Source organism: Kribbella solani (assembly GCF_014205295.1).
GTDB lineage: Bacteria > Actinomycetota > Actinomycetes > Propionibacteriales > Kribbellaceae > Kribbella > Kribbella solani.
In genome coordinates, this window is record NZ_JACHNF010000001.1 from 7,622,856 (window position 1) to 7,636,603 (window position 13,748).

The following is a 13,748-nucleotide window of genomic DNA, read 5'->3' on the forward strand; positions in this document are numbered from 1 at the left end:
CTGCTGCGATGTTGGGCTCCCCAAACCGGTTTGGGGAGGGTGGGTGCGTGGTGCGGGGAGTGTTGTACTCCGGGAATGGGCTGCTGGGCGCCCCAAACCGGTTTGGGGCGGCGGCGTGGCGGAAGCGGTGGGGGTGGCGGAATCGGTGGGGCGGGGTGGCGGACGCGGTGATGGTGGTGGAAGTGGAGGGGTGACTGACGCGGTGATGGTGGTGGAGGTGGAGGGGTGACTGACGCGGTGGGGGCGGCGGTGGCGGAGGCGCATGTGCGGGAGTGGGCGTTCGTTCTTGCCGCGACGGCGCGGGTGGCGGCCGATCTGGATCTGGCCGAGGACTGTGTGCAGGACGCGTACGCGAAGGCGCTGGTGCATTGGCGGGAAACCGGTGTGCCGCGGCGGCCGGGCGCGTGGCTGACGACGGTCGCGACCCGCCGGGCGCTGGAACTGCACCGCCGGGCCGACGTGGCCCGCCGGAAACTGCCACTGCTGATCGACCGCGCGGACGGCGCGGTCGGAGGGGATGCGCTCGACGGGGGAGTGCGTGGCGGGGGAGCGCCCGACCATGGAGCGCGCGGTGGGCGAGCGCTCGGTGGGGATGCAGGGGGCGGGGATGCGCTCGGTGGGTATGTGTGGAGTGGGGTTGATGCGTATCCGGATGATCGGTTGCGGTTGGTGTTTACGTGTTGTCATCCGGCGTTGGCGGAGGAGGCGCGGGTTGCGTTGACGCTGCGGTTGGTGTGTGGGTTGACGTCGGCGGAGATCGCGAAAGCGTTCCTGGTGAAGGAAGCGACCATGCAGGCGCGGATCACGCGGGCGAAGCAGAAGATCTCGCGGTCTGGGATTCCGTACCGGATTCCGCGGGTGGCGGAGTTGCCGGAGCGGATCGGTGCGGTGCTGGATGTGGTGCACCTGGTGTACGCGGCTGGGCACACTGCTGGTGATGGTGACGAGCTGACGCGACCGGAGCTGGCGGACCGCGGGTTGGATCTGGCCCGGATGATGCGGATGCTGCTGCCGGAGGATGCTGAGGTTGCTGGTCTGCTTGCGCTACTACTGCTTACTGAGGCACGACAACCCGCCCGGGTAGATGAGACCGGTCAGCTGGTGCTGATGGAGAACCAGAACCGCGCCCTGTGGGATCAACAGTTGATCGCCGAGGGACTGCAGCTGGTGCCAGAGGCACTTGCCGGGGGAGCAGGCGGGTGCGGCACGGTGGGCGGCGTCACGGGCGGTGCGGCTGGCGGGGGAGTCGGTGGGGGCGGTGGGGTGGGGGTTGGGCGGTTTGGGGTTATGGCGGCGGTGGCGGCTGTGCATGGTGAGGCGGGGCGGTGGGAGGACACTGACTGGGGGGAGATTCTTGGGCTGTACGACGTGCTGTTCCGTCGCTGGCCCTCTCCGGTGGTAACGCTCAACCGGATCGTGGCGTTGAGCTACGTCGCCGGCCCAGCCGCTGCACTGCGAGAACTGGAGGAACTCAGCAACGACCCAGCGCTGGCCACCTACCCGTACCTCGCCTCCACCCGCGCTGAGCTCCTACGTCGTACCGGACGGTCAGCCGAAGCACGTGCCGCGTACGAGGAAGCGCTGGCGTTCACCAGCAACTCGGTCGAGGCGGACTTCCTGCAGCGCCGGATCACGCCAGACGCTTGAGTACCTCATCGTGCAGCCGCCCGTTGGTGCCGACAGCGTTCGGCCCGTTCGGACCGGGTACTCCGTCGACCGACGTGAACTTCCCGCCCGCCTCCTCGACGATGATCGCCAGCGCGGCCATGTCGTACAGGTTGAGCTCCGGCTCCGCGGCGATGTCCACCGCGCCTTCGGCAACCAGCATGTACGACCAGAAGTCGCCGTACGCGCGGGTCCGCCAGCAGGCGTCCATCAGCTCGGACCACTGGTTCTTCTTGCCGATCTTCTCCCAGCCCTTGAGCGAGGCGTACGACAGCGAGGCGTCGTCGATCGTGCTCACGTCACTGACCCGGCACGGTTGCGACGAGTGCAGCGCGCGACCGGTCCAGGCCCCGTCGCCGTACGACGCCCACCAGCGTTTCCCGAGGGCCGGCGCGGACACCACGCCGACGACCACCTGGTCCTCGATCATCAGACTGATCAGCGTCGCCCAGACCGGTACGCCGCGGATGTAGTTCTTGGTGCCGTCGATCGGGTCGACCACCCAGCGGCGTACGCCCCACCCGGACGTACCGTCCTCTTCGCCGACGAACGCGTCCCGCGGCCGGGCCCGGGCGAGCGTCTTGCGCATCACGTCCTCGACCTTCTGGTCGGACTCGCTCACCGGCGTCAGGTCCGGTTTGGTCGCGACGTGCAGGTCCAGCGCCTTGTAGCGGTCCATCGTGGTGGAGTCCGCGTCGTCGGCCAGGATGTGGGCGAGCCGCAGGTCATCCGTGTGCGAAGGCATGCCGGAAGGCTAGCTTGCCGGGCGACCAGCCAGAAGTGGGGACCGCGGACGGGGCAGATTGAACCGAATCCGGCGGTCGGCCGTGCTATAGGTGCTTGCACACGGCCTACGACTGCCGGGAGGCGTCCATGTTCGAGCGGTTCGGGGACCTGCCACTGCACGTGCTGGTGATCCACCTGGCCGTGGTGGTGCTGCCGGTGAGCACGCTGACGGCGATCGCGTTCGTGGCGGTGCCGAAGTGGCGCCGGCTGCTGCGCTGGCCCGCGCTGGTTCTCGGCGTCGGGGCGCTGGTGTGCGCGTTCGTGGCGAAGAAGAGCGGTGACGCGTTCGTGACGGCGCTGCCGCAGCTGCTGCCGCTGGTCCAGCTGCACCGGTCTCGTGGCAACCTACTGCTCTGGTTCGTGCTGGCGTTCGCAGTACTGGTGGTGGCCGCCTTCCTGCTGCTCGGCAGGCCAAGCGCACCGGCCGGTGCCAGGGATGGCAGGGCAACCATCAGCCGCCCACTGGAGCTACTGGTGATCGGGGCGGTCGTCGTGATGGCTGTCGTGGTCATCTACCAGACCATCCTGACCGGTGACGCCGGCGCGCGGGCGGTCTGGGGCAACATCCTGCCGAAGAAGTAGTCAGCTGGTGGTGGCGCGGCTGGCGAGCAGCCGACGGAACGAGGCCACCCGGTCGGCGTCGGCCTCACCTGCTGCCACAGCCTCGTCGAGCGCACAGTCCGGCGCGTCCGCGGCGTGCGTGCACCCACGCGGGCAGTCCTGGGCGAGGTCAGCCAAGTCAGGGAACGCATGGATCAGCTTGTCCGGGTCGACGTGCGCCAGGCCGAACGAGCGGATGCCGGGGGTGTCGATCAACCAGCCGCCGCCAGGCAGCCGCAGTACGACGGTGCTCGTCGACGTGTGGCGTCCGCGCCCGGTGACCTCGTTGACGATGCCGATCGCCCGGTCCGCGCCCGGGATGATCGCGTTGACCAGTGTGGACTTGCCAACGCCGGAGTGACCGACCAGCACGCTGGTGCGGTCCTGCAACTGCTCACGAAGCGCCGTCAGGTCCCCGCCCTGCCGCGTAGCGACCGACTCGACGCCAAGCGGTCTGTAGATGGACAGCAGCGGGTCAGGGTCGGCCAGGTCGGTTTTGGTCAGACAGAGCAGCGGTCGCATGCCGGCGTCGTACGCGGCGACCAGGAAGCGGTCTATCAGACCAGTGCGAGGCTCTGGGTTCGCTACGGCGACCACGATGACCAGTTGGTCCGCATTGGCAACCAGTGGGCGCTCGACCGGGTCGTCGTCATCCGCTGAGCGGCGCAGCAGCGTCGTACGCGGAACGACTTCGACGATCCGGGCCAGTGTGCCCTCGTCGCCGCTCGCGTCACCGTCCAGCTTGACCCGGTCGCCGACGATGACGCCCTTGCGGCCGAGCTGGCGTGCCTTCATCGCGGTCACCTGGCGGTCGCCGACCCAGCAGGTGTACCGGCCGCGGTCGCGGGTGGTGACGAAGCCTTCGGCGGCGTCGTCGTACGAGGGGCGGTCCTTGGTCCGCGGCCGGGTGCGGCGCTTGGGCCGGTCGTACCGGGCCTCCTCGTCGTACCGCGACATCAGCTGACGAGCTCCGACCACAGCTCGGGAAACTCTGGCAGGGTCTTCGCGGTGGTGCCGATGTTCTCGATCAGCAGCCCGTCCACGAGCAGGCCGAGGACGGCGGCGGCGTGCGCCATCCGGTGGTCGGCGTAGGTGTGGAAAAGCCCGCCACGCAACGGCTTCGGCCGGATCTCCAGGCCGTCGGCGGTCTGGGTGACGTCACCGCCGAGCGCGTTGAACTCGGTTTCGAGCGCGGCCAGCCGGTCCGTCTCGTGGCCGCGCAGGTGCGCGATCCCGCGCAGGTACGACGGTCCGTCCGCGAACGCGGCCACCGCCGCGATCACCGGTGACAGCTCGCCGACCTCGCTCAGGTCCAGGTCACAGCCGACGATCCGGCCGGTACCTCGTACGGTCAGGCCGGCTTCGGTCTGGGTCACGTCGGCGCCGAAGCGGGTGAAGATGTCGCGCAGGTGGTCGCCGGGCTGCGTGGTCTCGGCCGGCCAGCCGGTCACGGTGACCTCGCCGCCGGTCAGCACGGCCGCGGCCAGGAACGGCGCGGCGTTGGACAGGTCGGGCTCGATCGCGGTGTCCAGCGCGCGGATGGGGCCGGGAGCAACGACCCAGCGGTTCGGCTCGGCGTCGTCGACCTGGACGCCACGCTCCCGCAGCATCGCCACCGACATGTCCAGATGCGGCTGCGACGGTACCGGCTTGCCGTCGTGACGGATGTCGACACCGGCGTCGTACCGGGCGCCGGCCAGCAGCAGCGCGGACACGAACTGGCTGGACCCGGACGCGTCCAGCGTCACGGTGCCACCGCGCACCGAACCGGTCCCGGACACCGTGTACGGCATCCGCCCGGTGCCGCCGTCGTCGATCCGTACGCCGAGAGCACGCAACGCGTCGAGGATCACGCCCATCGGCCGCTCGCGCGCGTACGCGTCACCGTCGAACGCGACCATGCCGTCGGCGAGCGCGGCCACCGGCGGTACGAACCGCATCACGGTGCCGGCCAGCCCGCAGTCGACACTGGCCGGGCCCTTCAGCGAACCAGGGGTGACGGTGACGGTCGAGCCGCTCTCGCTGATGCCCACGCCGAGCGCGACCAGCGCGGACCGCATCAGCGAGGTGTCCCGGGCGGCCAGCAGGCCGGTCAGGTGCGACGGGCCGTCCGCGAGCGCGGCGAGGATAAGGGCCCGGTTGCTGATCGACTTCGACCCGGGCACGGTGACCCGTCCGCTGACCGCACCCGTGGCCGACGGTGCCGGCCACCCCTGATCCACGCTCATGCCACTCCCTAAGCTCATCGTTGCTCTCACGATGAGCCTAGGGCACGCGGGCTACTGGAGCTTCCAGCCCTGCGGTAGGACCATCGACAGCGTCTGCGGCGAGTTGTTGAAGACCGGTACCGGCAGCGTCTTCGGGTACGCGTAGTTGGCCACCTGTACGCCCGGTCCGGACGTCGCCCCCGACGGCGGGTTGATGCCCTTCTGGAAGCCCGCCACCGGGAGCAGGGTCTTGGTGTCCAGGTAGTAGACGGCGTGTACGCCCGTGCTCAGCGGCCACGGGCTCGCCCACGGCCAGCTGACCGGGTCGTTGCCGGACTCCTTGAACGCCCACATCGAGATCGCCGAGCCGCCGTCCTCGTCGTTCGCCAGCTTGACCGGCTTGAAGTCGACCACCTGGCGTACGTACGTGTGGCCGCTCGCGGACAGCAGCGTCGGCTTCTCCGGATTCATGTACCCGGTGTACGTACGCAGCGTGGCCAGCACCTTGTCGGCCTGAGCAGCCGTCAGCCCGCTGGAGAACAGACCGTCCCCGGCGTACGTGTACGGCTTCTTCCGGCACTCGGGGGAGTCGAACGGAACGACCTGCCACTTCTTGGCGTAATTGCCCCAGCTGTAGTTCTTGCCGTCCTTGCAGATCGCGTTGGTCGGCTCGTCGTCGGTCGCGCCGTGCCGCGCCGTGGTGGCGAGGTAGAACTTGTCACTCTTGTGGTCGATCGCCGAGTCGGTCGTCAGCCACAGGTCGCCGCGGCTGAGGAACTTCTGCTGATCCGGGAAGTACGCCACCTTCAGCCGCGCCAGCGGCTGACTCATCTGCCGCTTGGCCACGCCCTCGAAGAACGTCGCCGGGTCGACCTCGGCCAGCGACGCCGCGGTCACCGGCTGACCCGGATCGATGGTCTTGCCGTGCGGTGCGGCGGCCGCGTCGCCGCCGCCGCTCAGCTTGTTGTAGCCGAGGATTCCGACCGGGATGCCGATGATCAGCACCAGCGCGGCGATCAGCACCCAGAGCACCGTCCGCCGCCGCTTCTTCGGCTGCTGGGGACCCCCAGGCCACGGTTGCTGCTGGGGATACGGCTGTTGCTGGGGGTACGGCTGTTGTGGGTATTGCGGACCGTAGTTCGACACTGTGCAAGGGTAGAACTGATTCAGCTCAATTCGGCTTTGAGCTCCGCCTTGGCGAGTCGCGCGGCCCGCTTCGCCTCACGGGCCAGCTGCTTCGTCTCCCGCTTGGCCACCTTGGCGCCGCGCTTGGTCTCCCGCTTCGCCGCCTTCGCGCCGTGGGTGGCCCGCCAGGCGACGCCCGGCTTGCCCTCGGTGTCGACCGCGGCCAGCAGCAGGCCGCCGAGCAGCCCCAGGTTCTTCATGAACTGGATGCGCTGCTGGTTCCGGACCGCCTTGTCCTTCTCCAGCCAGAACGAGTGCCCGGCCAGCGTGGTCGGTACCAGCGAGGCCGCCAGCAGCGACGCGCCGAGCCGGCGGCCCTTGCCGGACGCCAGCGCCAGCCCGCCGACCACCTGGGCGGCACCGTTCAGCCGGACCAGGTTGGCGGTCGTGTCGGGAATCCGGTCGCTCACCTGTGGCGGCGCGACCTTCTTCACCATCGGCACAAACCGGTCCGTCACCGGCTGCGCCTTGGGCACCAGCGGCTCGGGATTGCGGATCGAGTTCGCGCCTTGCACGACGAAAATGACGGACAGCAACGGCCTGGCCAGTGCGCGCACGACAGTCATGCCTCCTTCATACACCACGTTTCGTACGACTCCCGGTACCCACCGCTGATGCTCCGGCCCCGGAGCGGCTCAGATCGGGCAGCCGTCCGGCCCGCAGGCAGCGTCACCGTCAGTGGTGGCGCCCGGTGCGGTGATCAGGGTCACCGGCTTCCGGTCGGCGTTCGCCCGGCGCAGTGCCTCCTGGAACACCTCCACCGGCTGCGCGCCGCTGACGCCGTACTTCTCGTCGATGACGAAGAACGGCACGCCGTTGGCTCCGTACGCGACGGCTTGGGCTTGATCGGCGGCGACGTCATCGGCGTACTCCGTACCGTCCAGCACCGCACGTGCTTTCTCGGCCGGGATGCCTGCCTCAGTGGCCAGCTCGAGCAGGGTGGCGTGGTCACCGACCGGGAGGCCGTCGGTGAAGTACGCCTTGAGCAGCCGCTCTTTCAGTCGGCCCTGGGTGTCAGCCGGGACCTCACCGGCCTCAGCCAGGTGCAGCGCGAGGTGCAGCAGCCGGTGTGCGTCCACTGTGTTCACCGGCTTCGCCTGGTCGAGGTGGTACTCCAGACCGTCCTCTGCTGCCACCTCGGTGACCTGGGCGTTCGCCTGCAGGCCCCACTCGCGGCCGCGGCCGTACTTCTCGCCGAGCCGGGTGGCCAGGTCGCGCGGGTCGTCGTTGGTGGACGACGGATCGAGCTGGAAGCTGTGCCAGACGACCGTCGCGGTGTCACCGCTCTCGGCGAGCGCCGCTTCGAGCCGGCGCTTGCCGATGTAGCACCAGGGGCAGACGACGTCGGACCACACATCAATGCGCATGTCAGTCGCCAACTGACCGGTCCGTGGACCTATTCCCAACTGGACTCCGGTGTGACGCGTCTGACGCACCATGGACGACGAACTGGTGCGGACCCTGTTGAAAGAGCAGTTCCCCGATCTGGTCGAGCTGGAGCTGCGGGAGGTCGACGGTGGCTGGGGCAACCAGATGTGGCGGCTCGGCGATGACCTGGCGATCCGGATGCCTCGTCACGAGGACGCGCCTGACCTGCTGACCAGGGAGCACCGCTGGGTTCCTGAGTTGGCCGCCCGGCTGCCGCTGCCGGTTCCGACCCCACTGCGCCTGGCCGAACCGTCGGACCGCTTCCCCTGTCCGTGGCTGATTACCACCTGGGTACCAGGCGAAGCGGCTGACCGGAGTCCGATCAGTACGGCGCGGTCGGCCGACGTACTGGCTGGATTCCTCCAGGCCCTGCACACCGAGGCACCAGCTGATGCGCCAGTCAGTGTCCGCAGCAGCCTGCCGCGCAGTCTGCCCTGGGGCTTCGACAACCTGCCCGAGTACGTGGACCACGCGGACGACATCCGTGCGGTAGTACAGGACGCGCTGGCGGCGCCGCCGTGGGACGGCGTACCGCTCTGGCTGCACGGCGACCTGCACCCTGCGAACGTGGTAGTTGCCGACGGCACGCTTGCCGGCGTGATCGACCTGGAGGAGGTGTGCGCGGGCGACCCGGCGAACGACCTGGCGGCCGCTTGGATTCTGCTCCCGGACGGTGCCGCCGATCGGTTCTTCCAACTGTACGAAACCGACCAGGCGACGGTACGGCGAGCGCGCGGCTGGGCGGTGCACCGCGCGATGTTCCTGGTCGCGATGGGGATCAACGGCGACCAGGGGCTACCCGGTGGGAAGGCGCACTGGGGACCGATCGGGCGTGCTGCCCTGGCGCGGCTGACAGCCGCGTAGGCGCCGCCTGACACCAATCCCTCGCCGTGTCAGCGCCCCCTGACACCAGTCTCTTGTCGTGTCAGCTCGGTGGCGGCCTGATGTCAGGGCCGTCGCCGAATCTGGTTCCAGACCCCAACCGGAGTCTTCAACCAGAAAGGCACCACGATGAACACCTTCGACACCCCGCAGCCGATCTCCGCGTTCCTGGACCTCCCGGCCGGACGCGTACGGCTCGTCGCCACCGACCGGACCGACACCATCGTCGAGGTCCGGCCGGCCGACCCCTCGAAGAGCCGCGACGTGAAGGTGGCCGAGCAGGTCAAGGTCGAGTACGGCGACGGCGTCCTGCGGATCGAGTCCACCGCGAAGAACCAGTACTTCGGTCCGTCCGGCTCTCTCGCGGTGACGGTCCAGCTGCCCGCCGGTTCGCAGGCCGAGGTACGGGCCGCGAGCGTCGAGCTGACGACGGTGGGACGGTTCGGCGACCTGACCGTGAACAGCGCTCACGGCGCGATCGACATCGAGGACGTCGCGAGCGCCAAGCTCACCACCAGCGCCGGCGACGTTTCCGTCGGCCGGCTGAACGGCCCGGCGGAGATCCGTACCAGCGCGGGCGACATTCGGGTAGCGGAAGCCGTGCGCGGCGAGGTCGTCCTGCGGACCGAAGCCGGTGCGGTGGAGATCGGCGCCGCCCCGGGCGTCTCGGCCTCCCTGGACGCCGGTACCGCGAGCGGCCGGATCAGCAACTCCCTGCACAACACCGAAGGTCCCGCCCCGGAGCTCACCATCAAGGCGACCACCTCCATGGGTGACATCCGCGCCTACAGCCTCTGACCTCCGCCGATCGAAAGGAGCACAGCCTGATGTCAAACGGGTTCAGCGAAGCCGGACTGTCCAAGGTGCACGACGTACTGGCCCGGCACGTCGATTCCGGGAAGATCCCCGGGGTGGTCGCGCTCGTCAGCAAGGGTGACCACACCCACGTCGAGACGATCGGGACGATGCGTCACGACGGCGGTCCGGCGATGAGCCGGGACACGATCTTCCGGATGGCGTCGACGTCCAAGCCGGTCTCGATGGCGGCCGCGATGGTGCTGCTCGACGAGTGCCGGCTGCGGCTGGACGACACGGTCGACGAGTGGCTGCCCGAGCTCGCCGGCCGGAAGGTGCTGAAGCGCATCGACAGCGAGATCGACGACACCGTTCCGGCACGCCGGCCGATCACCGTACGCGACCTGCTGTCGTCCACGTTCGGCCTCGGTATGGACATGACGATCATCGGTACGCCGATCATGGCGGAACTGTTCGCGCTGGGCATCACGCCCAATGCGCCGGTGCCGATGCCCGAACCGGACGAGTGGATGCGCCGCCTCGGCACGCTGCCGCTGATGTACCAGCCGGGCGAGCGCTGGCAGTACCAGATGAGCAACGACGTACTCGGCGTGCTGGTCGCCCGGGTCACCGGCCGGCCGTACGACGAGTTCCTGCGGGAGCGGATCTTCGAGCCGCTCGGGATGAAGGACACCGGCTTCTGGGTGCCGGCCGGCGACATCCACCGGCTGCCACCGCTGTACGCGCCGGACCCGGCGACGGGGGAGTTCCAGGTGTGGGACGAGGCGGAGGGCGGACGGCACAGCGCGCCGCCGGCGTTCCCGAGCGGTGGCGGCGGCCTGAACTCGACCGCCGACGACTACCACGCGTACTTCCGGATGCTGCTGAACCACGGCATGCACGACGGCAAGCGGATCCTGTCCCGCCCGGCCGTCGAGCTGATGACCAGCAACAGCCTCACCGCCGAGCAGTTGGCCGCACGCGAGGCGCTCGCCCGCGACAACGTACACATCTCGTTCGGGCAGGGGCAGCAGGGCGGTTGGGGGTACGGGATGGCGGTCCGGACGTACCGGGGTGACTATGCGCCGATCGGTCAGTTCGGTTGGGACGGCGGCGCCGGCACCTCGACGTACGCGGACCCGGCGAACCAGGTCATCGGCATCCTGCTCACTCAGGTCGGCACCACCGTGCCTTGGTCCGTACAGCTGATGAACGACTTCTGGACCACGCTGTATCAGGCGATCGACTGACCACAGCGCCGGACCGCCAGCAGGGCGTACGCGCGCGCTGCCTGCAGGACGTCGGCGAGCACGACATGCTCGTCGGCGGCATGCGCGTACCGGACATCGCCTGGGCCGTACTGCAGGGTCGGGATGCCGGCCGCGGCGTACTGGCGCAGGTCCGAACCGTAGGGCGCGCCCTGGACGGCGGGAGCCGGACTGCCAGTGTCGGCGACCGCCTGGAGGGTGTCCGCGAGCAGCGGGTCGCCCTCCGGAAGCAGACCGGACGCGAACTCGCCGCCCGGCCAGGTGACCTTGACCGGGTGGTCGCGGAGCCAGTCGTCCTTCGCGCAGGCCTCGGCGATGGCGGTCTCGAAAGCGGCGCGGGCGTCGGCGAGCGGCTCACCCAGGCGTACGCCGTATCTGCCCTCCGCGACCAGGTGATCCGGGACCGTACTCGCCCAGTCGCCGGCCGCGATCGTACCGACGGAGAGCGGGTTCGCGAGGTCGAGATGCGCGAGGAGCGGATGCGGGGCGAGGTTGCGAGCGGCCTCGAGGTCCTGCAGCGCGGACTGGAGCACGGTGAACTTCTCGATCGCGTTCACGCCCCGGGTGCGGGTCGAGCCGTGGGTCGCGAGGCCCGGCACCTCCAGGCGGAAGGTCAGTGAGCCGGCATTCGCGGGGATGACGGCCCCGGCGGTCGGCTCGGCGATCAGGCAGGCCTCGCCGCCATGGCCGCGACGTAAGGTCGCGAACGCGCCGGCACCGCCGTCCTCCTCGCCGATCACCGTGTGTACGGCCAGTGGTTTACGCAGTTGGATGCCGGAAGCAACGATCGCCGCGACCGCGCCGAAGATGGCGGCGACCCCGCCCTTCATGTCACAGGTGCCGCGCCCCCACATCACCCCGTCCTCTATCACTGCCCCGAACGCGGTCCCCGGCACCACGTCCACATGCCCATTGAGCACCAGCCCCGGCACCGCACCTGTTCCCAGCGCCGCAGCTCCTCCCGGTACCGCACTGCCACCCAGGACGCCGACGCAGCCCCAAGCGCTCGTGCGCTCGACCTCCATCCCCGGGAACTCCGGGTCGGCTGCCAACGCGTCGAGATCCAGCTCCCAGTGATCGACGGCCAGCCCCAACTCGCTCAGCCGCCGCGCACACCAAGCCTGAACGTCAACCTCGGCCGCCGTCCCGTCCACACTCGGGATCCGCACCAACTCGCGCAGCTCATCCACGATCCGCGCATCATCCACCGCCGCCAGTACAGCCCGCTCGTCAGCACTCACCATGCGCACATCATGCCGCGTACCTAAGGACAGGAGGTACTAGAGTTTCAGCTAGTACACCTGAGCGTGGTCAGGCCTTCCGCGTACGGTGTACGCCGGTGTACTACCTGTCCTTAGGTACAGCATTCAGGGCGTCAAGCGGTGCAGGTCACGGGGGAAGAGGGTTACCTCGCGGATGTTCTCGGCGCCGGTCAGGCGGCTGACGAAACGTTCCAGGCCGATGGCGAAGCCGCCGTGGGGTGGCATGCCGTGTTTGAAGGCCTGCAGGTACGACGTGTACGCGGGCGCGTCGGGTGACTCGCCGCGTGCCGTCAGCGCGGCCGCGTAGTCGGAGTAGCGGTGCAGGCGCTGGCCGCCGGTCACCAGCTCGACCCCGCGGAACAGCAGGTCGAACGAGTTGGACCACCGCAGGTCCGACGGTTGCGGATGCGTGTAGAACGGGCGCTTCGCCATCGGGTACCCCTCGACCGCGACGAAGTCGCTGCCGTGCTCCGACAGCGCCCACGCACCGATCGCGCGTTCGTCGGCCGGTGCCAGGTCCGGTTCGTCCGGGTTCGCGCCGGCGATCTTCAGCGCCTCGGTGAAGTGCAGCACCGGGACGTCGACCGGGATCTCCGGCAGCGCGACGCCGAGCCGTTCCAGCGCACCGCCGGCGCGCTCACCAACCGCTTCGAGCATCCCGGCGATCGCCGCCCGGAGCATCGCCAGTACGTCGCGGTGGTCCGTGATGAAACCGAACTCCGCGTCCAGCGACACGTACTCGGCCAGGTGCCGGACCGTGTCGTGCGGCTCCGCCCGGAACACCGGACCGACCTCGAAGACCCGCTCGAACACGCCGACCATCGTCTGCTTGTAGAACTGCGGTGACTGCGCCAGGTACGCCGGGCCGCCGAAGTAGTCGAGCGCGAACACGTTGGCACCGGATTCAGTGGCCGTACCAACGATCTTCGGGGTCTGGATCTCGGTGAAGCCCTGACCGCCGAGCGTCGACCGGAACCCGTACATCGCGGCCGCGGCGATCTCCGCGCCGGCCCGGATCACCGGGTGCCGGAGCGCGACCGGCGCGTTGTCCAGTACGACCGGCAGCCCGGCGCCGACGGACGGCCGCCAGAGCTCGATCGGCGGCGTCGCGGCCGGCTCCGTGAGCGGCTCGATCACCGGGTCGACCAGCTCGGCACCACCGGGCGCCTGCGGGTTGGCGGCGACCGTGCCGGTCACCTGGACCACTGTTTCCTCGGTGAGTTCGTCCAGTTGCTCCGGTGATTCCTTCACGACGATCTGCGCCAGGCCGGACCGGTCGCGCAGGATCAGGAAGCTGACCGCGGCGAGCCGTCGTCTTCGGTGCACCCAGCCGGCCACCGTGACGGACTGGCCTACTGCTGAGGGGATCTCATGACTGAGAATGCGCATTGCTGTTTCACCTCCAGGTTTGTCTCGAACCCCGGAGGTGTGGGCGAAGGGGAATCTCGCGGTGCCACCACACCTTCACCGGACCAGGAGCTGCGGCCCCTTGTCCGGCCTCTTGCACGGCATTCGCTCGGGAGTGTCTTCACGACCGCTCCACGTGCCGCCTTCACAGCTACCGGCGACTCTCTCGAACGTGGCGTACGGCGCTACTCGGTTCCGTCAACGCGAACAGAACAAGAGTAAACGACAAAGCAACCGTATTTCACCACCCCGCTGCTGGGCTC

The 13,748-nt window shown here is 69.2% G+C and carries 13 protein-coding genes; 5 read left to right on the plus strand and 8 right to left on the minus strand.

Annotated elements, in window-relative coordinates; translation table 11 throughout:
• The first annotated feature begins 225 nt into the window (after nt 1-225).
• The gene (locus HDA44_RS35395) at nt 226-1,647 is read left to right on the plus strand and encodes a DUF6596 domain-containing protein (RefSeq protein WP_184842126.1); all 1,422 of its coding nucleotides are present in this window, start codon (nt 226-228) and stop codon (nt 1,645-1,647) included.
• On the opposite strand, the gene hisN is transcribed toward HDA44_RS35395, so the two are convergent.
• Complete coding sequence (hisN, locus tag HDA44_RS35400) at nt 1,631-2,410, minus strand: histidinol-phosphatase (protein ID WP_184842130.1); 780 nt, start codon at nt 2,408-2,410, stop codon at nt 1,631-1,633. The genes HDA44_RS35395 and hisN overlap by 17 nt on opposite strands.
• Before the next feature lie 128 nt (nt 2,411-2,538).
• On the opposite strand from hisN, the gene HDA44_RS35405 reads away from it, so the two are divergent.
• Complete coding sequence (locus tag HDA44_RS35405; RefSeq protein WP_184842133.1) at nt 2,539-3,033, plus strand: DUF2231 domain-containing protein; 495 nt, start codon at nt 2,539-2,541, stop codon at nt 3,031-3,033.
• Here HDA44_RS35405 and rsgA read toward each other — a convergent pair whose 3' ends face one another.
• From rsgA to HDA44_RS35430, 5 genes are all read right to left on the minus strand, one after another.
• Complete coding sequence (gene rsgA / locus HDA44_RS35410) at nt 3,034-4,008, minus strand: ribosome small subunit-dependent GTPase A (RefSeq protein ID WP_184842136.1); 975 nt, start codon at nt 4,006-4,008, stop codon at nt 3,034-3,036. It lies immediately after the preceding gene.
• A complete protein-coding gene (gene aroA / locus HDA44_RS35415) occupies nt 4,008-5,279 on the minus strand; it encodes a 3-phosphoshikimate 1-carboxyvinyltransferase (RefSeq protein WP_184842139.1) in 1,272 nt (423 codons plus the stop codon). Before aroA ends, rsgA begins: the two co-directional genes overlap by 1 nt.
• A gap of 51 nt (nt 5,280-5,330) precedes the next feature.
• Entirely contained in the window at nt 5,331-6,404 is a 1,074-nt protein-coding gene (locus HDA44_RS35420) for a hypothetical protein (RefSeq protein WP_184842142.1), read from the minus strand.
• 20 nt (nt 6,405-6,424) lie between these two features.
• Nucleotides 6,425-7,009 carry a DoxX family protein gene (locus HDA44_RS35425; RefSeq protein WP_184842145.1) on the minus strand — a complete coding sequence of 195 codons (585 nt, stop codon included), beginning with the start codon at nt 7,007-7,009 and terminating at the stop codon, nt 6,425-6,427.
• Between the two features lie 69 nt (nt 7,010-7,078).
• Entirely contained in the window at nt 7,079-7,810 is a 732-nt protein-coding gene (locus HDA44_RS35430; protein ID WP_184842149.1) for a DsbA family oxidoreductase, read from the minus strand.
• Between the two features lie 70 nt (nt 7,811-7,880).
• On the opposite strand from HDA44_RS35430, the gene HDA44_RS35435 reads away from it, so the two are divergent.
• From HDA44_RS35435 to HDA44_RS35445, 3 genes are all read left to right on the plus strand, one after another.
• Nucleotides 7,881-8,735, plus strand: a complete 855-nt coding sequence (locus tag HDA44_RS35435; protein ID WP_184842154.1) for an aminoglycoside phosphotransferase family protein — start codon at nt 7,881-7,883, stop codon at nt 8,733-8,735.
• A 147-nt stretch (nt 8,736-8,882) separates the two neighbouring features.
• The gene (locus HDA44_RS35440; protein WP_184842157.1) at nt 8,883-9,551 is read left to right on the plus strand and encodes a DUF4097 family beta strand repeat-containing protein; all 669 of its coding nucleotides are present in this window, start codon (nt 8,883-8,885) and stop codon (nt 9,549-9,551) included.
• 29 nt (nt 9,552-9,580) lie between these two features.
• Nucleotides 9,581-10,798, plus strand: coding sequence for a serine hydrolase domain-containing protein (locus HDA44_RS35445; protein WP_184842161.1), 1,218 nt, complete (start codon nt 9,581-9,583; stop codon nt 10,796-10,798).
• Here HDA44_RS35445 and HDA44_RS35450 read toward each other — a convergent pair.
• Both HDA44_RS35450 and aspS read right to left on the minus strand, forming a co-directional pair.
• Nucleotides 10,783-12,060, minus strand: a complete 1,278-nt coding sequence (locus tag HDA44_RS35450) for a M20/M25/M40 family metallo-hydrolase (protein WP_184842164.1) — start codon at nt 12,058-12,060, stop codon at nt 10,783-10,785. The genes HDA44_RS35445 and HDA44_RS35450 overlap by 16 nt on opposite strands.
• Nucleotides 12,061-12,183: 123 nt before the next feature.
• A complete protein-coding gene (gene aspS, locus HDA44_RS35455; RefSeq protein WP_184842167.1) occupies nt 12,184-13,467 on the minus strand; it encodes an aspartate--tRNA(Asn) ligase in 1,284 nt (427 codons plus the stop codon).
• Between the last annotated feature and the right edge of the window lie 281 nt (nt 13,468-13,748).

Coding starts and splice junctions, on each gene's coding strand:
- hisN (WP_184842130.1), bottom strand. CDS start 2,410: ATGCCTTCGCACACGGATGACCTGCGGCTCGCCCACATCCTGGCCGAC.
- HDA44_RS35405 (WP_184842133.1), top strand. CDS start 2,539: ATGTTCGAGCGGTTCGGGGACCTGCCACTGCACGTGCTGGTGATCCAC.
- rsgA (WP_184842136.1), bottom strand. CDS start 4,008: ATGTCGCGGTACGACGAGGAGGCCCGGTACGACCGGCCCAAGCGCCGC.
- aroA (WP_184842139.1), bottom strand. CDS start 5,279: ATGAGCGTGGATCAGGGGTGGCCGGCACCGTCGGCCACGGGTGCGGTC.
- HDA44_RS35425 (WP_184842145.1), bottom strand. CDS start 7,009: ATGACTGTCGTGCGCGCACTGGCCAGGCCGTTGCTGTCCGTCATTTTC.
- HDA44_RS35430 (WP_184842149.1), bottom strand. CDS start 7,810: ATGCGCATTGATGTGTGGTCCGACGTCGTCTGCCCCTGGTGCTACATC.
- HDA44_RS35435 (WP_184842154.1), top strand. CDS start 7,881: ATGGACGACGAACTGGTGCGGACCCTGTTGAAAGAGCAGTTCCCCGAT.
- HDA44_RS35440 (WP_184842157.1), top strand. CDS start 8,883: ATGAACACCTTCGACACCCCGCAGCCGATCTCCGCGTTCCTGGACCTC.
- HDA44_RS35445 (WP_184842161.1), top strand. CDS start 9,581: ATGTCAAACGGGTTCAGCGAAGCCGGACTGTCCAAGGTGCACGACGTA.
- HDA44_RS35450 (WP_184842164.1), bottom strand. CDS start 12,060: ATGGTGAGTGCTGACGAGCGGGCTGTACTGGCGGCGGTGGATGATGCG.
- aspS (WP_184842167.1), bottom strand. CDS start 13,467: ATGCGCATTCTCAGTCATGAGATCCCCTCAGCAGTAGGCCAGTCCGTC.